Here is an 18,314-nt window from a genome sequence, read left to right as displayed (position 1 = left end):
TATATGATAAATTCCAGGATGTAGAACACATTGGACGGCGATTTAGAGGCCCTCTAACTTGTTAAATTCCCTGAAGATGCCCCGGATTATGACTAAGGTGAGAACCAGGGTTGCGATGTCGGCAACGGGCTGGGCCAGCTGGATGCCCAAAAGGCCCAGGAAATGGGCGGCGATGAGAAGCACCGGAATGAGGAACAGACCCTGGCGTGAGATAGCCAGAAGGGTGGCGCGGAATCCGTAGCCGATGGACTGGGACATCATGTTGCTCATGGTCAGAAATCCGTTCATCCACATGGTGGCTATCTGCAGGCGCAGGGCCAGCGTGCCGATGGCAATGACTTCAGGATCGTTTTTCCGGAACAGGCTGATTACATGACCGGAGACCAGGAAGCCGCCTGCGCACACCACAACCAGTATGCAGGTGGTAAATTTCACGCAGAACCAGTAGGCCTGGCGGACCCGGCTGTATTTTCTGGCGCCGTAGGAAAATCCGCACACGGGCTGGAACCCCTGGCCGAAGCCGATGACGGCTGAGTTGACAAAGTAAATCAGGCGGTTCACAATGGCCATGGCAGCGATGGCCGCGTCGCCAAATGGGTGGGCCGTGGTATTTAACACAATAGTCGCTATGCTGGCCATACCCTGGCGGGTCAGGGAGGGAAGGCCTCCGCTTAAGATCTTGCCGTAAAGGAAAAGGGAGGGACGGAAATTGCCAATGCGGATATGGATACACTCCCTGCGCAGGTTGCACTGGGCGAGGAGAATGCAGAAACTGATAAACTGGGACAGGCCGGTGGCAATGGCAGCCCCGGATGTGCCCAGACCAAGGCCGAAGATGAAGATGGGGTCCAGGGCAATGTTAAGGATGCCGCCGGCGGTGATTCCCACCATGGCAAAGGCAGCCAGGCCCTGGAGCCGCAGCAGGTTGTTCATGATAAAGGAACACATCATAAAAGGCGTGGCCAGGAAAATATAGCGGGCATATTCCACTGCATAGGGCTTGATGGTTTCCGTGGCGCCCAGAAGCATCACAACCTGGTCAATGTGGAACAGGCAGAAAACGCCCAGACAGGTACCCAGGAGGAAGCCGGTGAAAAACGCGACAGAGACAGCGCGTTCCCCGTCCTCATGGCGTCCGGCGCCCAGACACCGGGCCATGTAGTTGCCGCTGCCCATGCCGATGGTAAAGGACAGGGCCTGGATGATGGCCATGGCTGAGAATATGATGCCCACAGCGCCGGAGGCGCTGGTGCCAAGCTGGCTCACAAAAAATGTATCTGCCATGTTGTAGATGGCGCTGACCATCATGCTGATGATGGTGGGGACGGCAAGCCGCGGGATAACCTTGTGTATGTCCCCGTTCACCAGCATTTCGTACCGTTCGTTTTCTGATTCATTAGAGCTCATGATATACCGTCCTTTTGGAATATTGTTGAAGTTTTGAAAGGTATGGCCTCTATGTACGTATCATAATAGTTCATCAGCCTTCCTTCACAGGCAGAAACCAGCACCCTCCCGATAGCAGGACCGGGGCGGTAATTATGCATTTTAAGATAATCATAATAGATGGCCAAGTCATTATCAGCCGGATCCTCATATGAGCTTTTTAGAAGTACATGCAGATAAACACGCGGCGCATCATCCTTGGGACGAAGGAGCGTACCCGGATTTGCCGGGACGGCAGTAAACCGGCCATAGTCATATCTGGATGGGGTTTGCGGCTGTATCAGGATGACTAATTCCTTTTCGTGGTCATACAGGTGGGACAGGTTTTCTTTATTCAAAAGCTCATAAGCGCAGATGGCCGGAAGGGAGAGGGATAAAAAGCTGGGTTCAGAATACAACATTGTTCTGACGGTATTGACCTGGTCTGATTTAATGTCAATGTGTTTCAGCTTATCCTGTAGATCCTCAATCATATCACATATGTATTCACGGCGGCACTGGAGAAGGGAATAGATTTCTTCTGCATTTAATTCATGTATATGCTTTAAATCCTGGATGGGTATGGAAAGCTGCCGGTATAAGGTGATGTCGCACAAGGTGCGCAGTGTGTGCATGGACCAGGTGCGGTAGCCATTTTCTTCGCTGTGGTCGAATTTGACCAGGCCTTCCTTTCCCCAGTATCTCAGTGTTGCAATTGAAACGCTGAATAAATCGGCTATTTTCCCTATATAATTTTTTTTCGGCATAACACCATCCTTTTGTATTGATAAACATGTTGACTCTAAAGCTACTTTATGGTTTATAGTACAATCATACATTTTTTATATGTATAGCTTAATTTCCTGCAGGAATTGAGTACTATTGCATATTTTTTTCCATTATAACAAAAGGGAAAAAATATAACAATAGGAATAGTACCATAAAATATGAAGGGAAGTGATGTAAAAGTGGCACCTGTTATTGCAATCGTAATTTGCTTTGCCTTTGTTTCATTAGGGGATATTGTATCGTTGAAAACGAAAGCAAAATTTCCGTCCCTGGCAGTTGCTATTGTCGCGTATCTTATCGCCATATGGTGTGGAATGCCTAAGACCTATCCTGATGTATCCGGACTGGCGGCATTGGGGGATATATTGTTTCCTGTGTTTGTTGCAGGGCTTGCAACAAGTATCCTCCCAATATCAATTGTAAAGAACTGGAAATTTATCATCATAGGCTGTATTGCAGTACTGGCAGGTTTTTTATGTACCGTAGTAGTCGGAGGCCTTTTTTATGACCCGAGAGAGATGTTTGCGGCGGCAATGACGACCTGCGGCTCCGGCCTGACCGGAGGGCTGATTGTATTAGACCGTTTGAAGGGAACCGGCCTGACAGAGATGGTCACCATACCGCTCTTGCTGGCGTGTACCATTGACGCAATCGGACAGCCGGTGGGTTCGTTGATTACAAGAAAATATGCTGGGAAGCTTATTGCATCGGACGCTTATCTGACAGACAAAATTGTGGATCATTCCGATGGGGGAAAGCTCAACAAATGGGGGGCGCCTTTTAATTCTTCTGAAAATCCAAGTCCGCGGTTTTGTGCCTGGATTCCTCCAAAGTATGAGACAGAGGCAGTTGCCTTCTTACAGTTGATTGTCGTTACGGCACTAGCCATGTGGCTGGGAGGCATTACCGGCCTTGGCTGGTCAATCGTGCTGATTTTACTTGGCTTTGGCGGTACATTCATCGGACTGTTCCGGATGAACATGCTGGACCGTACGCAGACCGGAGGATTTGTAATGGCTGCTATCTACGCCCTGCTGTTTCAAATGCTCAACGATATGACGCTCCAGGAAATCATGGCTAAAATCGTTCCGCTGCTGCTGGTTATCCTGTTAAGCGGAGTGGGACTGGTTCTGGGCGGAATGCTGGGAGCGAAAGTATTTGGTTTTGATCCGTGGTTAGGCGCCTCGGCCACCATTGGTTTGTTTTACCTGTTTCCCGGTGTGAGGAATGTAATCAATGAGGTTGCCAGAAGTTTATCCAGGAATGAAGAAGAGAGGCTTTACCTTGTAGAAAAAATTTCTCCGTCCTGTATAATAGCGGCCTCCATGGGCAGTAAATTTTGTTTGTTGGCAGGAGTTCTATTGATGCCGCTTATCATCCGGTAATGTGATGCGGCAATGTATGAGTAAGAATCACAGGAGGTAATAAAATGAAGGTGTATATCAGTGTTGATATCGAGGGAACCGCCAATGCGGTTGGCTGGGACTCAACAGCGCCGGGCGGATTGGACTATGAGCGCAACCGTCTGGAGATGACAAAAGAAGCGGTTGCCGCCGCCAGGGGAGCACACGCTGCCGGGGCTGATGAAATCGTAATTAAGGATGCCCATGGCCACGGAAATAACATTCTCCCGGAATACATGCCGGAGTATGTGGAGCTGATCAGAAGCTATACATATGCCCCGGATGTAATGGTAGAGGGCATCGACGAGAGCTTTGACGCTGCTTTTTATGTGGGCTATCACAGCGCGGCAGGGTGTGAGGGCAATAATCTCGCCCATACCATTTCGCATTCAAAGGTACATTCCATCAAAGTAAATGGGGAGATAGCCTCTGAGTTTATGATTTACAGCTATATGGCAGCCTACCGCAATGTCCCCAGTGTACTATTGACCGGTGACAGAAGCCTGTGCCAGACAGGGAAGAAGTATCACCCATGCCTTGTGACAGTACCGGTAAAGGACGACATCGGAGGCAGGAATAGAGGAATCAGCGGGGAATTGGCATGTAAACAGATTGAGAAGGCTGCAAAGCATGCCTTGGAACAGGATTTGGCAAAAGCCAGAATTGTACTGCCTGGACATTTCGATGTAGAGCTGTGTTTTAAGGACCATACACTGGCGAAATCAGGAAGCTATTATCCCGGCGCAACCCAGAAAGATCCTTATACCATAACCTTCCAGTCAGATGACTGGTATGATGTGGGAAGATTCCTTATTTTCACCATTTTATAAAAGGATATCTGTATATAACAAATCCCATTGGAAAAAGAAAGCAACGGCGCTTAAGGACATAATGGTATCACATCAATGTCCCCAGGCGCCTTTTTCCATGATGTGAAAAGGAAATATATCCTCCTTGCCCTTATAACCTAATTGCGCAAAAGCCCGGCTGAGTGTGTAAACATGCGTTACTGCTATTATTCCTCATCCTCACAACCGCAGGTGGGATGCGTCAGCTGGTAGCGGTCCCCCATATTTTTATATCCCCAGTCACACATGAGGCTGAGAATCGGAAAAAGTGTCTTTCCGTGTTCTGTTATGGAATATTCAACCTGGACAGGAAGCGTGGGAATGACTGTCCGGTCAATAATTCCATCCTCCTCTAATTCTCTCAGCTGCGCGGTCAGCGTCTTTTTGGGGGCGGTTCCCAGATAACGCAGGATTTCATTATAACGTTTTACACCCCCGTACTGCAGGTAGTGCAGAATCAGCGGCTTCCATTTCCCGCCGATGACCTTGAGAGTCACCTCTATTTCGCTGGAAACAATTTTTATGTCTGGCATTCGTGACGCCTCCTTTAAGTGTTTTAAGGAACTGTGTTTATTATATCAGATTTTTTGCCTGTCTGCACTATACTTGTCTGTAAGATGAATGCGCCTGAAATGAAGGTTGGCAGAAAGCGGAAGGGAGAGCATGGGTAAGAAATGGAAGAAAGGGGGAAGAACGGGGAGGAAAGGAGAGGAAAGGGCGAGAGGGAACGTGATAAGCAGCAATAGGGGGAGAAACCTGCGGACGGGTTGCCCCCCTTTTTTGCTTGTGATTTGTTAGGCCAGGGGCCTGTTTTTGATGGTACTAGAAATTAAAATGCTCCGGATCCGCCCCAACCCTGGCTGCGCGGTTTAAGCGGGTGACTGCTTCCATGTCCTGGTCGGATAATTCAAAATCGAAAATAGACTGGTTGGAGACAATCCGCTCCCGGTGTGTGGATTTGGGAATGACTACCACATTTCTCTGGATATCCCAGCGCAGGACAATCTGGGCCGGTGTCCTGCCGTATTTTTGTGCCAACCGGACCAGCGTTTCATCCTGAAGCAAATTTCCGCCGGTTCCCCCCAGGGGACTCCATACTTCCACGGCAATATCGCGGCTGAAACAATAATCAATCAGTTCATTATTATTAAAGTAGGGATGGGATTCCACCTGATTGACGGCAGGCATGACGTCTGCCCTCTTCTCCAGTTCATCCAAATGGCATTTGTGGAAATTGCTGACCCCGATGGCCCTTATTCTGCCTTGTTTATAGAGCTTCTCCATGGCAGTCCAGGCCTCGGTGAAACCCTCTGCAGGCCAATGAATCAGGTAAAGGTCGATGTAATCTGTCTGAAGGGCGGCCAGGCTTTCATTAAATGCTTCCTCTGTCCGTCCGGCCCGTATATCATCATTCCACAGCTTTGTGGTAAGGAAAATCTGCTGGCGGGGAATTTTGCTTTCACGAATTGCGTCTCCCACGCTTTTTTCATTTCCATATATCTTTGCAGTGTCGATGTGCCTGTATCCGGCCTCCAGCGCCCAGCAAACAGCGTCCATGGTCTGCTGTCCGTCTGCGGTTTGATAGACACCCAGGCCTAACTGGGGAATTTTATTCCCCTGGTTCAATTGTACATAGTGCATAGGATACTCCTTCCTGTCCTAATGTGCGGCAGTCTTTTCAGGTCCATGGTCCGCCATTCTGTATATTGCCAGCATATCATCTTCATGAAGAACCATGGCAGAGCCTTTCTGCCCGCCGGACGCCACCGCGCATTTGCGGGCCATTGTCTTTAAATCCCCGTCCGTGGGCGCGATTCCCAGCTCCTGCAAGGAGGTGGGCATATGGATGGCGCGGTAAAAGTCCTCCATTGCGCAGATGCCCTTAAGGGCTGTATCATCAGGTGCGCCGAGGTCCTCAATTCCCATTACATTGACGGCAAAGCGGTGGAACCGGGGCAGGCAGTTTTTATAGACATATCTTGCCCAGCTTCCCCAGATTGCAGCCAGTCCGGCTCCATGGGCAACATCAAACAGTCCGCCGATTTCATGCTCCAATGCATGGGAGGCAAAGTCACCCCCGGCATTTCCGCAGCCGGTAAGTCCATTGTGGGAAAGGCTGCCGGCCCATAAAATTTCTGCGCGGGCATCGTAGTTAAGGGGATCCTCCGCAAGGATTTTTGCATTTTTAATGACGGTGCGCATCAGTGCTTCCGCCATACTGTCCGTTATTTCCATGTTGCCGCCGTTTGTGAAGTACCGCTCCATGGTGTGCATGAGGATATCCGTACACCCGCAGGCTGTCTGGTAATCAGGAAGTGTTTTTGTGAGATCCGGGTTCATGACTGCAAATCTGGGGCGGCTGAGGTCATTGCTGTAGCCGCGTTTGATCCATCCGTCTTCCTTGGTGATGACAGAGGAATCGCTCATCTCGCTGCCGGTGGCGGCAATGGTCAGGACAACGCCGATGGGGAGGCAGTGGGACGGCTGGCGCTTATAGTCATAAAAATCCCATACATCGCCCTCATTTACCGCTCCATAACCGATTGCCTTTGCAGAGTCGATGGCGCTTCCGCCTCCAACGGCCAGGATGAAATCAACGCCCTCTTTTTTACATAATTCAATGCCTTCATAGACCAAACCCAGCCTGGGATTGGGCACAGCGCCTCCCAATTCCACAAAATCCATGTGTTCGGCCGCCAGTGAAGCCTTAACCCTGTCAAGAAGACCGGAACGTATCACGCTTCCGCCTCCGTAGTGGATCAGGACCTTTTTGCCTCCCTGCTCCTTTACAAGAGATCCGGTCTGTTTTTCCGTGTCCTTTCCAAAAACCACTTTTGTAGGTGTGTAATACTGAAAATTGTGCATTTTCTTCTTCCCTTCTTTAATGAGTGCTGTGTGAATAGATGCTGTTTGTGTTTTCTTTACACTGCAAGTATAAGAGGATTGCCTGAAAAGCACAAGAAGGCACATTTTTTTCACCAGGGTACTTTAAAGTGCCCTTACGGCCTGTTTATTGCTTTTTTCCTTTTCCAGCACTCTTTTTGATTATCTGGTGCCTCAGGAGTATGGCTGCCATGCGGATACACACTGGGTTAAATTGTATGGGCCGGCGGACGGAGCAGGCACGGCGTTTGCAGGTGAATCCGGCGCGGCAGGCCAAAGAAGCCGCTGTCTGGAGATTTCCATGGAAGAAAAGCCATTTTATTTTTCAGCCATCCCATATACGCCCCAGGAACTGGAGAGCGCCCTTCACCGGGAAGAGCTTCCCGCTCCGCGCCGGACCGTGGTATCCATCCTGGGAGCCATGCGTGGCGTGGGCGGGATGGGGGAATACGAAGCTGTCCAGACGGCTTTGAGGCGAAATATAGCCGCAGCGGATTGTGCCCGGCAGCCGGATGGTTTATAATAGAGTCATTGGGTGATTTTACGGGAGGTATTATGAGAGAGCTGATTTGGGGGAAGACGCTGCGGTCCCGGCTGATCCGGTATAACTTTTTTATTATCTGGGTTATAGCCATATTTGTCAGTGTTTGTACCTATATTACGGCCAGCAGGAAAACGCTGGAGGTGGCCAAGAACTCGCTGCAGCATCATGTGGAGAGTATATCCTACCGGTATCAGCTGGCCTACGAGGAAATGATTAACATTGTCCTCAACTGTACGGAGAGAAAGACCTTTAACCTGGGGGAAATCGGGCGGGGACTTACGCCCGGGGCCAGGAAGAAGGGGCTGGATTACGCGGAGCTTATCAAGGATTACTGCGCTATTTCGGAGTATGGGGATTATATTGTGAAGCTGTCCGTGTTTGATGACCGGGGAGGGATGGTGCAGACCGGTTCTTCCTTTGGAAGCACGGATGATGCGAAGGGGATTCTGGATGGGGGATGGCTGGACCGGGAGCTGGATAAGACCATGGACAGCTATGAGCTGGATTTGGTGGACTCTCCCTTTTTCCAGCATGAAGGACAGGTCCTGCCCATTGCCAGGACACTGACCGGAAGCAGGGCGGTTCCGGGAGGATGGGTGGTGCTCTGCCTGTCCACGGATCTGTTTCAGGATGTGCTTAAGGATACCTCGGGAGGCCAGGAGGCCGTGGTGGTGACCAGCGAGGGAAAACGCATTGCCTCCCTCTATGAACCGGAGGACCATCGGGAGGAAAATGACAGGGTAATCAGGCAGCTGCAGCAGTCGGGGCAGGACAAGGGGCTGCTGGAGATGAAGATTCACGGCAGGAACAGCCTGGTGGCCTTTGAACAATATGACCGCAGCGGCGTCATGGTCTATGAGACCATTACCCTGGACAGTCTCAGCAATGACAGGCTCATGATTATCCAGACCGTCATCATCATGTTTGCGGCCTGCCTGATTTTCGGATTTATTCTGTCGGTGCTGATTACCAATCAGATTAAAAAGCCCATTGACCGGCTGGTCAGGCACATCGGCCATGTGGCTGCGGGAAATTTCACCAGGGACCCGGATATAGAGGGGGAGGATGAAATCGGCACCGTGGGCAAGGTTGTAAATGACATGTCGGAGCGGATTGATACCCTGATGGCGGAACGGCTGGAACATGAGAAGGAGAAGGGGGATTTGGAGCTGAAAATGCTTCAGGCCCAAATTAATCCCCATTTTCTCTACAATACCCTGGATTCCATACGGTGGATTGCCGTCATACAGAAGAACAGCGGGATTGTCAAGATGGTTACGGCCCTGTCCGGCCTGCTTAAGAATATGGCCAAGGGATTCAATGAAAAGGTGACCCTGCAGAAGGAACTGGATTTCCTGGGGGATTATGTCACCATCGAAAAGGTGAAGTATGTGGAGCTCTTCGACCTGGAGGTCCGGGTGGATGAGCCGGAGCTTTATGAGGCTCTGGTCATCAAGCTTACCCTTCAGCCCCTGGTGGAGAATGCTATTTTCAATGGAATTGAACCGGGAGGAAAGCACGGCACCATCTTAATCCATGCTTACAGGGAAGGGGATGTGTTCATCATCAAGGTGAGGGATAACGGAGTGGGAATTGCGCGGGAAAAGATGGCCTCGATTCTGAACCATACGGAAAAGGTAAAGGGCAGCTCCATGAGCGGAATCGGCCTTCCCAATGTGGACCGGCGTATCAAGCTTAACTATGGAGAGGAATACGGCCTTACGATTGAGAGCCAGGAAGGGGAATTTACAGAAATCACCATAAAAATGCCGCTTGAATATGAATGCGAAGGTGAATCCAGATAAAACAGGTAAGGGGAAGAGACAGATGTATCGTGTGATGATAGTGGATGATGAGCCGTTGATTCTGGCGGGTATCGCATCCCTTCTTGATTGGAATGAGTATGGATGTGAGATTTCCGGGAAGGCCGCAAACGGCCAGCAGGCTCTAAAGCTTATGGAGGAACAGAAGCCTGATATTGTGATAACGGATATCAAGATGCCTGGAATGGACGGAATCGGGTTTATGAAGGCCGTGAAGGAACGGGGATGGGATGATGTGATTTTTATCCTGCTGACCAATCTGGAGGAATTCAGCCTGGCCAGACAGGCATTGTCCCTGGGTGCCGTGGAGTATCTGGTAAAGATGGAGCTGACAGAGGAAAAGCTGGCGGACAGCTTAAAGCTTGCCATGGAACGGCGGGAGATGAAGCGCAAGGCAGAGGCGGCGGGTACGGCTGTGACTGTTTCCAGGGAAGAGGCTGTCAGGGGATACATCGAAAAGCTTCTGACAGATGGAGGAACATTTAGCGGAGGAGCCAGCTCCGGTAATGCAAGTGAAGCCAGCGCACAAAATCAGGGGGAGGGGTACGATTCGTGTCTGAGGCGGCCGGTGCTGGCCATTATCAGCTTTAACTACGGATATGAAGGATTCTCCTCTGATTTTACAAGGGAGGATCAGAAAAAGGTCATTTCCTTTGCGGAAAATATCATCGAACAGATGGTGAAGGGGTATTTTGACCACAGCTGCCTGGTGCGCCGGGAACTGAACAGTCTGGTGTTAGTGATGTCCACAGATGGAATAGAGGACTACAGGGAACAGATACGCAGCCTTGGGGAGAAAATCATATCCGTGGTTAAGGATTATTTTGAAGTGTCTGTGTCCGTGGCTGTCAGCAGCAGGAAGGAGAGCCTGGGAGAGTTCGGAGCCCTTCTGTACGAGGCCATGAGCGCCACCAACCATTATTTTTATCACTCCCTGGACCCGGTGGTATTCTATTCCGAGGAATGCGAGACCAGCGCCAGGCATACGGGAAGCTTCCACATCGGATTCCTGAAAAAGGATCTGTCCCAGGCAGTGGCTTTAAATGACAGCGGACGCCTGGAGGAGATACTGGACCAGGTGGCATGTCTGCTAAGGGAGCATAATCCTTCCAGGCAGCAGGCGGTCAATGCCTGCGCCAATCTGTATTTTTTCCTGTCCTCCTTCTTTGAGGACGGGGAGGAGCCGGATTTTCCCTATGAGGTCAATATTATGGAAAAGCTGGGACGGCTGGGGACCCTGGGGCAGATCATACAGTGGATTAACTGGTTTAAGGAGGCGGTTTCGGGGATTCTGGAGCGGCGCAGGGATACCAGGGTGGATAAGATTGCGGAGATGGTCAGGGAGTATGTGATGGAGCATTATAAGGAGCGCATTACCCTGGGACAGGCAGCCGAGGCGCTGAATATAAGCCAGGGTTATCTGAGCACTGCCTTTAAGAAGCAGTCCGGTGAATCCTTTACAAACTATGTGTCCGCCATCAAGATTGAGAAGGCAAAGGAGCTGATAGCCAGCCACCAGTATATGATGTACGAGGTATCGGATTTGCTGGGCTTTGATACGCCTTTTTATTTCAGCAAGGTGTTTAAGAAGGTTACGGGCATGTCGCCGAAAGAATATGAGGCCCAGTGCCTGAAGCAGAAAAAATTATAAAAACATGAAAATTTTATATAAAACAATAAAACCCATCTGAAAATTTTACAAAAAGTATGATTTGGGTCGATTCGGTTTGGGAATCGGTTCTGGTATAGTTATATCAGAATTTGAAATGCAAATTTTAAGGAGGGTTTTATTATGAGATTAAAGAAAACAGTGGCATTGGCTCTGGTGACCGCCATGGCGGCAACCATGGCAGCGGGCTGCGGCAGTTCATCCTCAGACAAGGGTTCAGCGGCACCTGAGAGCACGGCGGCAGGCAGCGAAGCAGCAGGCGGCGAGGCTGACAGCAAGGAGACAGAGAAAGGGGCTGCCTCAGGGGAAAAGCAGAAACTGACCGTATCTGTGTGGGACAACGACGCTACACCTCAGTTTACTTCCGTGACAAAGGCATTCATGGAAAAATATCCGGATGTGGAAGTGGAGTATATTGACGCCCCTTCTGATGAGTACGCAAACAAGGTGACTGTCATGCTGGCAGGCGGCGATGCTGACCCGGACGTGATTTTCATAAAGGATACAGAGAACCAGGTTACCATGAAGGACAAGGGACAGATTCTGAACCTGGATGAGTATATTGCAAAGGACGGAATCGACCTGACCATGTACAACGGTGTTGCCGACCAGTTAAAGATGGATGGCAGCAGCTACACCCTTCCTTTCCGTAAGGACTGGTATATGCTCTACTTTAACAAGGATTTATTTGACAAGGCAGGGGTTCCTTATCCTTCCGCAGACATGACATGGGATGAGTATGAGGAGCTGGCTAAGAAGATGACAAGCGGCGAGGGCAGCGCAAAGGTATACGGAACACACAACCATACCTGGCAGGCGCTGGTGTCCAACTGGGCCGTACAGGATGGCAAGAACACCCTTATGAGCGAGGATTACAGCTTCTTAAAGCCATATTATGAGCAGGCATTAAGGATGCAGGACGAGGGCGTGGTACAGAGCTATGCCAACTTAAAGACAGGCAGCATCCATTATATCAGCGTATTTGAGCAGCAGCAGTGCGCCATGATTCCCATGGGTTCATGGTTCATCGGAACCCTGACACAGGATAAGGACGCGGGCAAGTTTGACTTTAACTGGGGCGTGACCGCCATTCCTCACCCGGCTGATACAAAGGCAGGCGCTACGGTTGGTTCCACCACACCGGTTGCCATCAATGCAAAGTCCGATGTGCCGGATCTGGCATGGGAGTATGTGAAGTTCGTGACCGGCGAAGAGGGCGCCCAGGTACTGGCTGACAACGGAATCTTCCCGGCAGCAGAGTCCCAGGCCATCAGCGACAAGCTGGCAGCAATCCCCGGATTCCCTGAGGATGGACAGGACGCGCTTAAGACCACCAGCTGGGTACTGGACCGTCCGCTGGATGCCAAGATGGCAGCTGTGAGAAAGGTGCTGGAGGAAGAGCATGACCTGATTATGATTGGCGAGGAGGATGTGGACACAGGCATCGCCAATATGAACCAGAGGGCACAGGAAGCCAGAGAAGACTAATGGCAGAAACAGGATTGTGATGCAGTAAGAGTATTAGGATAACAAGCAAAGAGCGTCTGATTAACGTAACAGCGAGGGTTGGGCGCTCTTTTTGCGCCTTAAAATAAGGAAAATGGTGATTAAAATGACAGGAAAACAGAAAAAAAAATGGAAGAGGAACGCCATCGGTTACTCTTTTATCCTTCCTAATTTTATCGGATATTTTATATTTATCTTTGTTCCGGTAATATTGACATTTGTCTTATGTGTGATGAAATGGGACGGATCCAGCACACCTATGGAGTTTGTGGGGCTTAAAAATTTCGCGAAGCTGTTTCATGACAGCGGCTTTCGGATTTCTGTCACAAACACCCTGTATTACGCGGTGTTTACCGTGCCTCTTACCATGGTGGCGGCCCTTCTCATCGCTGTGCTGTTAAATTCCAAGATAAAGGGCATTGTGGTGTACAGGACTGCGTTTTTCTTCCCCTATGTGGCCTCCCTGGTAGCGGTGGGCGCAGTGTGGAACATGCTGTTCCAGCCGGAATTCGGCCCTGTCAATGAATTCCTCAAATTCATCGGCATTGCCAATCCGCCCAAGTGGTGCGCATCCACGGACTGGGCCATGACCGTTATTATCATTGTCAGCGTGTGGAAGTATATGGGGTATTACATGGTGGTGTATCTGGCGGCTCTCCAGGGTATTTCCCAGGATTTGTACGAGGCTGCCAGCATCGACGGCGCCACGGGCTTCAAGAAATTCCGCTATATCACCATTCCCATGTTAAAGCCAACCACGTTTTTCGTTATCATCATGATGACCATTCAGTGCTTTAAGGTATTCGACCTGATCTATGTCATGACTGGCGGCGGGCCCGGAAGATCCACCAATGTACTGGTGAACCATATCTACAACGCGGCCTTTGTGGACTTTAAGTTCGGCTATGCCAGCGCCAGCGCCCTTGTGCTCTTTGCCATTGTGCTGGTGGTGACCCTGGTCCAGTTCCAGGGCGAAAAGAAGTTCACGGATTACGTATAGGAGGGGCAGAGGATGGAAACGAGAACGTTAAAAAGTAAAATAGGTATCTATATGCTGCTGAGCGTGCTGGCAGTGCTGGTGGTCATTCCCTTTGGGTGGATGCTCCTGGCGTCCGTAAAAACCAGCAATGAGGTGTTCAGCATTCCCATGAAGCTGTTTCCAAAGGAATTCCAGTGGGTGAACTACCAGACCATCTGGGATAAGATACCCCTTCTGGTTTTCTTTAAGAATACCTTTAAGATAGCGGTGTGCACCACCCTGCTCCAGGTGCTGACCAGCTGTTTTGCCGCTTACGGTTTTTCCAAGGTGGAGTTTAAGGGAAGGGATTTCCTGTTCCTGGTATCGGTCACCACCTTTGCAGTGCCCTGGCAGGCATATATGGTGCCTCAGTTTGCCCTTATTTCCAGGATGGGCCTTACGGATTCCCATCTGGGGCTGATTCTTATGCAGGCTTTTTCCGGCTTTGGCGTGTTCCTAATCCGTCAGTTTATGATAGGGGTGCCCAATGAGCTTTTGGAGGCGGCCAGGATAGACGGTCTTTCCGAGTATGGGATTTTCGCGAAGATTGCCCTGCCCCTTGTGAAGCCAGGCATCGCAACCCTGGTGATCTTTACATTTGTAAATATCTGGAATGATTTTATGGGACCATTGATTTATTTAAACAGCACCAAGTTAAAGACCATCCAGTTAGGTATCCGCATGTTCATTTCCCAGTACGGGGCCGACTATGCGTTGATTATGGCGGCGTCTGTGTGCTCCCTGGTTCCGGTGCTGATTGTGTTCATGGTATGCCAGAAGTGGTTTGTGGAGGGCATTACGGCCGGCGGTGTAAAGGGCTGATGGATGACGGCCTGACAGGGGAATGTAAGTGACGCGCAGAAACAATTGACGCGCAGATACAACTGACGCGCAGATTCAACTGATGCGCAGATGTAAAACCGGGGAGGACAAAGATGGAGAATAAGAAGATTGACATGAAATGGTGCAGCGGATACTGCAGGCAGTACTGGCCGGAGGAATGTGCCCATATTCTGCGGATTGCAGATGACGCAGTGGCACAAAGATTCCTGTTTGACCTTCCCTGGGACATGGAACAGACCGTAAAGGCCGTGACATTTGAGGGAAAAATCGACTGGCGGCATATGCCCGAAGGCGACCCGGAATTCATATACCAGTTTAACCGCCACCGGTACTGGATCTGTCTGGGCCAGGCATATGCCCTGACCGGGGACGGGAAATATGCCGGGTGTTTTGTGAACCAGCTGTATTCCTGGCTGGAGGACAATCCCATAAACCAGGAGACAAAGAACACTACCTGGAGGACCATAGAGGCAGGTATCCGGGGAGAAAACTGGGTAAAGGCCATGGAATATTTTGAGGACTGTCCTGTGGTGACCCGGGCGGTAAGGGAACGGTTTCTGGAAGGGCTCCGGGTCCACGGGGAATATCTGATGGACTGCCGGGTGCCGTTCAGTGATAAGAGCAACTGGGGAGTGCTGGAAAGCCACGGACTGTTTGCCATTGGCGCATATCTTATGAAATGTAGAGGAAATGCCTCGGGCGCAGCTGCTCATGATACAGCTGCCCATGATACAGCTGCCACGGACGCAGCCGCGGGCCTTGCACGCCGGGGGGAAGCCTATGTAGCAGAGGCCGTCCTGCGCCTGGTGCGGGAACTGGATATCCAGATTATGGATGACGGAGTCCAGTGGGAGCAGTCTCCCATGTACCACAACGAGGTGCTGCGCTGTCTGCTGGAGGTGCTGCGCGTGGCAGGGCAACAGGGAATCAGCCTGCCCCGGTCCCTTCCTGAAAAAGCCAGGGCAATGGCCTTGGCGGACCTGGCCTGGATGAAGCCTGACAGGACCCAGCCCTTAAATGGTGACAGCGACAGGACGGACCTGCGGGATGTGTTCACCCCTGCGGCCTGGATTTTAAAGGATAACCGGCTCAGGTATGCCGGATACGACCGCCTGGATTTTGAGAGCGTCTGGGATCTTGGGGCGGATGCTGCCCTGGAATACGAGAGCATGAGATCCGAGACGCCGGAATGCCTTTTTCATGCCCTGGAGCAAAGCGGAAACTGGTGCCTCCGGTCCGGATGGGACAGAAATGCGGATTACCTCCACTTTAAGTGCGGTTCCCTGGGAGGCGGCCATGGACATTTTGACAAACTGCATGTGGATTTGTCCATAGCCGGGGAAGATGTGCTTATTGATTCCGGAAGATATACCTATGTGGACGGCAGCCTGCGCAGGCAGCTTAAGTCCTCCTGTGCCCACAATGTGCCTGTGGTGGACTGGCAGGAATATACCCAGTGCACCGGTTCCTGGGACGTGAAAGGAAGGACCGCGCCCGCGGGACAGGACTGGAGCCAAAAGGGGCCGTATACATTTTTACAGGGAACCCATCTGGGATATCTGCCTGCCGGGGTTCTGGTAAACCGCAGAATTATATCCATAGGAACCAGGATTCATGTGATCGCCGATGAATTTTATGGAACGGGAACCCATGTGCTGAGCCAGGTATTCCATCTGAATCCCGCCGGAAGCGTGGAAATGCGGGAGGATGTCTTTCTGTACCATGGAATTAGGGCAGAGGCAGCGTTTTACAGGGTGGCCCCGTGGTCTGGTGGGGGCGGCGGCAAAATGGAGCTGGAAGAGACTCCGGTGTCCTTTCACTATAACCAGCTGGAATACGCACCCTGCGTCAGTCTGTGGCGGGAATCCGCTCTGCCCTGCTCCATGCTGACAGTGGCAGCCGGATACGAAACAGGCAGCGGCAACCCCTATACGGTCAGCCGCGTATCTGTCACCTCCCCTGTTACCGGCAGATGCTTAAAGGACGAGGAGGCGGAAGCGGTGCGGATACAGGATGGAAAACATTCCTGGCTGGTAGTCCTGAACCATCTGGAAACTGGGGCGGACGGCGAATACATCGGCGCGGAAGGTAGATACGGCCTGGGGCGGGTCATGGTCTGCGACGAAGCGGACAGGGAAGGCCGGATGACCGTGCTCCAGTGGTAAACAGGACCAGTACCAATGCCGCCCGGCGGCACCAGAATCATATAAAGGAGCAGACAAAGGAGCAGACAAAGGAGCAGACAATGCAAACAAAGGACAGTTTACAAACCTATACAATCATGGAAAAGAGTGAAGCCGAAGCCTGCCTGGACCTGGCGGTAAGCCTGGTGCGGGAGAACCTGAAGACCTTTACCCGCTGTTTTCCGGATTCCAACAGCCGGAACCAATTCTATCCCCAAAGCAGCAACCGGGAATGGACCACCGGCTTCTGGACCGGGGAAATATGGCTGGCATATGAGCGGACCGGGGAGGAGGTATTTAAGGAGGCAGGAACCATACAGGCAGAATCCTTCCTGGAGCGCATAAAGGAGCGGGTGGACGTGGATAACCATGACATGGGATTTCTCTATACCCCTTCCTGCGTGGCCGCGTACCGTCTTACAGGCAATGAGACAGCCAGGAAGGCCGCCCTCATGGCTGCGGATAACCTGATGGGAAGATTCCAGGAAAAGGGACAGTTTTTCCAGGCCTGGGGAGAGCTGGGGGCAAAGGACAATTACCGTCTGATTATCGACTGCCTCCTCAACATGCCGTTACTGTTCTGGGCCAGTGAGACAACGGGAGACCAGACGTACCGGAAAAAGGCAGAAGCCCATATAAGGACAGCCATGGACTGTGTGATTCGGCCGGACCACAGTACGTACCACACCTATTTCTTTGACCCGGAGACAGGAGCTCCTGTAAAAGGCGTCACCCACCAGGGCAACCGGGACGGCTCTGCCTGGAGCAGGGGCCAGGCCTGGGGGATATACGGAAGCGCCCTGAGCTACCGGATTGAGAGAAAACCGGAGTATGCGGATGTGTTCCGGAAGGTGACGGATTATTTTCTAAAGCGTCTGCCGTCAGATTTAATCCCTTATTGGGATTTTGATTTTGACGACGGCAGTTCAGAGCCTAGGGATTCCTCCTCCGCGGCAATTGCGGCCTGCGGTATGCTGGAGATGGTTAAGTATATGGAAGGCGGGGAGGCGGCATATTATGGGGATATGGCCAGGCGTCTGGTGAAGGCGCTCAGTGACCGGTGCGCAGTGAGGTGTCATGAGGAGTCCAACGGCCTTCTTCTCCACGGTACCTATGCCAGGGCCAGCGCAGGCAATCCCTGCTCCAACCGGGGCGTGGATGAGTGCAATACCTGGGGCGATTATTTCTATATGGAGGCGCTTACAAGACTTGCGGGGGATTGGGAGCCGTACTGGTATTAATAGAATACGTAATAGAATATATAATAGAATATCCTGTTAAATGATGAGAGGGCAGAACGAATTTTTATATGATTCGTCTGCCCTTTTACGGTTCCTTTGGGCCTGAATAATCCGGCCTATGATTGTTTAAGCGCACACG

General features: G+C 51.2%; 15 protein-coding genes. 10 read left to right on the top strand and 5 right to left on the bottom strand.

What is annotated here, in order from left to right; all coding sequences use genetic code 11:
• Nucleotides 1-42: 42 nt before the first annotated feature.
• Nucleotides 43-1,407 carry an MATE family efflux transporter gene (locus LI015_RS11885; protein WP_002569475.1) on the bottom strand — a complete coding sequence of 455 codons (1,365 nt, stop codon included), beginning with the start codon at nt 1,405-1,407 and terminating at the stop codon, nt 43-45.
• Nucleotides 1,404-2,192, bottom strand: coding sequence for a MerR family DNA-binding transcriptional regulator (locus tag LI015_RS11880; RefSeq protein WP_002571232.1), 789 nt, complete (start codon nt 2,190-2,192; stop codon nt 1,404-1,406). The genes LI015_RS11885 and LI015_RS11880 overlap by 4 nt, the downstream gene beginning before the upstream one ends.
• 180 nt (nt 2,193-2,372) lie before the next feature.
• On the opposite strand from LI015_RS11880, the gene LI015_RS11875 reads away from it, so the two are divergent.
• Both LI015_RS11875 and LI015_RS11870 read left to right on the top strand, forming a co-directional pair.
• The gene (locus LI015_RS11875; RefSeq protein WP_002571231.1) at nt 2,373-3,599 is read left to right on the top strand and encodes a hypothetical protein; all 1,227 of its coding nucleotides are present in this window, start codon (nt 2,373-2,375) and stop codon (nt 3,597-3,599) included.
• A 44-nt stretch (nt 3,600-3,643) separates the two neighbouring features.
• The gene (locus LI015_RS11870; RefSeq protein WP_227125120.1) at nt 3,644-4,447 is read left to right on the top strand and encodes a M55 family metallopeptidase; all 804 of its coding nucleotides are present in this window, start codon (nt 3,644-3,646) and stop codon (nt 4,445-4,447) included.
• Between the two features lie 185 nt (nt 4,448-4,632).
• Here the strand turns inward: LI015_RS11870 and LI015_RS11865 are convergent, their stop codons facing one another.
• From LI015_RS11865 to LI015_RS11855, 3 genes are all read right to left on the bottom strand, one after another.
• The gene (locus LI015_RS11865) at nt 4,633-4,998 is read right to left on the bottom strand and encodes a winged helix-turn-helix transcriptional regulator (protein ID WP_002569471.1); all 366 of its coding nucleotides are present in this window, start codon (nt 4,996-4,998) and stop codon (nt 4,633-4,635) included.
• Nucleotides 4,999-5,287: 289 nt separating this feature from the next.
• Complete coding sequence (locus LI015_RS11860; RefSeq protein ID WP_002569470.1) at nt 5,288-6,106, bottom strand: aldo/keto reductase; 819 nt, start codon at nt 6,104-6,106, stop codon at nt 5,288-5,290.
• 18 nt (nt 6,107-6,124) lie between these two features.
• Nucleotides 6,125-7,330, bottom strand: coding sequence for an iron-containing alcohol dehydrogenase (locus tag LI015_RS11855; RefSeq protein ID WP_002569469.1), 1,206 nt, complete (start codon nt 7,328-7,330; stop codon nt 6,125-6,127).
• A 148-nt stretch (nt 7,331-7,478) separates the two neighbouring features.
• Here LI015_RS11855 and LI015_RS11850 point away from each other — a divergent pair, with 148 nt between their 5' ends.
• The 8 genes from LI015_RS11850 (at nt 7,479) to LI015_RS11815 (ending at nt 18,175) form a co-directional block, all read left to right on the top strand.
• A complete protein-coding gene (locus LI015_RS11850) occupies nt 7,479-7,871 on the top strand; it encodes a beta-galactosidase small subunit (protein ID WP_227125118.1) in 393 nt (130 codons plus the stop codon).
• A gap of 32 nt (nt 7,872-7,903) precedes the next feature.
• Nucleotides 7,904-9,697 (top strand): sensor histidine kinase, encoded by a 1,794-nt coding sequence (locus tag LI015_RS11845; protein ID WP_021894181.1) that lies wholly within the window; start codon nt 7,904-7,906, stop codon nt 9,695-9,697.
• A 22-nt stretch (nt 9,698-9,719) separates the two neighbouring features.
• Nucleotides 9,720-11,366 (top strand): response regulator transcription factor, encoded by a 1,647-nt coding sequence (locus tag LI015_RS11840; RefSeq protein ID WP_227125116.1) that lies wholly within the window; start codon nt 9,720-9,722, stop codon nt 11,364-11,366.
• 141 nt (nt 11,367-11,507) lie between these two features.
• On the top strand, nt 11,508-12,872 hold the full coding sequence (locus LI015_RS11835) for an ABC transporter substrate-binding protein (protein ID WP_002569465.1): 1,365 nt from the start codon (nt 11,508-11,510) through the stop codon (nt 12,870-12,872).
• A 124-nt stretch (nt 12,873-12,996) separates the two neighbouring features.
• Nucleotides 12,997-13,890, top strand: a complete 894-nt coding sequence (locus LI015_RS11830) for a carbohydrate ABC transporter permease (RefSeq protein ID WP_195632361.1) — start codon at nt 12,997-12,999, stop codon at nt 13,888-13,890.
• A gap of 12 nt (nt 13,891-13,902) precedes the next feature.
• Nucleotides 13,903-14,730 carry a carbohydrate ABC transporter permease gene (locus LI015_RS11825; protein ID WP_002569463.1) on the top strand — a complete coding sequence of 276 codons (828 nt, stop codon included), beginning with the start codon at nt 13,903-13,905 and terminating at the stop codon, nt 14,728-14,730.
• 113 nt (nt 14,731-14,843) lie between these two features.
• The gene (locus LI015_RS11820) at nt 14,844-16,916 is read left to right on the top strand and encodes an alginate lyase family protein (protein WP_227125114.1); all 2,073 of its coding nucleotides are present in this window, start codon (nt 14,844-14,846) and stop codon (nt 16,914-16,916) included.
• A gap of 80 nt (nt 16,917-16,996) precedes the next feature.
• Entirely contained in the window at nt 16,997-18,175 is a 1,179-nt protein-coding gene (locus tag LI015_RS11815) for a glycoside hydrolase family 88 protein (RefSeq protein WP_227125112.1), read from the top strand.
• Nucleotides 18,176-18,314 lie beyond the last annotated feature (139 nt).

Source organism: Enterocloster sp. 210928-DFI.2.20, from assembly GCF_020554465.1.
Taxonomy (GTDB): Bacteria; Bacillota; Clostridia; order Lachnospirales; family Lachnospiraceae; genus Enterocloster; species Enterocloster bolteae.
The sequence above is the reverse complement of the archived record's forward strand: the minus strand, read 5'-3'. Positions and strand labels throughout refer to the sequence as shown.

Excerpts from the sequence above, each read along its gene's own strand:
- LI015_RS11830 (WP_195632361.1), top strand. The coding sequence starts at position 12,997 with ATGACAGGAAAACAGAAAAAAAAATGGAAGAGGAACGCCATCGGTTAC.
- LI015_RS11865 (WP_002569471.1), bottom strand. The coding sequence starts at position 4,998 with ATGCCAGACATAAAAATTGTTTCCAGCGAAATAGAGGTGACTCTCAAG.
- LI015_RS11825 (WP_002569463.1), top strand. The coding sequence starts at position 13,903 with ATGGAAACGAGAACGTTAAAAAGTAAAATAGGTATCTATATGCTGCTG.
- LI015_RS11855 (WP_002569469.1), bottom strand. The coding sequence starts at position 7,330 with ATGCACAATTTTCAGTATTACACACCTACAAAAGTGGTTTTTGGAAAG.
- LI015_RS11840 (WP_227125116.1), top strand. The coding sequence starts at position 9,720 with ATGTATCGTGTGATGATAGTGGATGATGAGCCGTTGATTCTGGCGGGT.
- LI015_RS11880 (WP_002571232.1), bottom strand. The coding sequence starts at position 2,192 with ATGCCGAAAAAAAATTATATAGGGAAAATAGCCGATTTATTCAGCGTT.
- LI015_RS11820 (WP_227125114.1), top strand. The coding sequence starts at position 14,844 with ATGGAGAATAAGAAGATTGACATGAAATGGTGCAGCGGATACTGCAGG.
- LI015_RS11815 (WP_227125112.1), top strand. The coding sequence starts at position 16,997 with ATGCAAACAAAGGACAGTTTACAAACCTATACAATCATGGAAAAGAGT.
- LI015_RS11835 (WP_002569465.1), top strand. The coding sequence starts at position 11,508 with ATGAGATTAAAGAAAACAGTGGCATTGGCTCTGGTGACCGCCATGGCG.
- LI015_RS11875 (WP_002571231.1), top strand. The coding sequence starts at position 2,373 with ATGAAGGGAAGTGATGTAAAAGTGGCACCTGTTATTGCAATCGTAATT.
- LI015_RS11885 (WP_002569475.1), bottom strand. The coding sequence starts at position 1,407 with ATGAGCTCTAATGAATCAGAAAACGAACGGTACGAAATGCTGGTGAAC.
- LI015_RS11860 (WP_002569470.1), bottom strand. The coding sequence starts at position 6,106 with ATGCACTATGTACAATTGAACCAGGGGAATAAAATTCCCCAGTTAGGC.
- LI015_RS11870 (WP_227125120.1), top strand. The coding sequence starts at position 3,644 with ATGAAGGTGTATATCAGTGTTGATATCGAGGGAACCGCCAATGCGGTT.
- LI015_RS11845 (WP_021894181.1), top strand. The coding sequence starts at position 7,904 with ATGAGAGAGCTGATTTGGGGGAAGACGCTGCGGTCCCGGCTGATCCGG.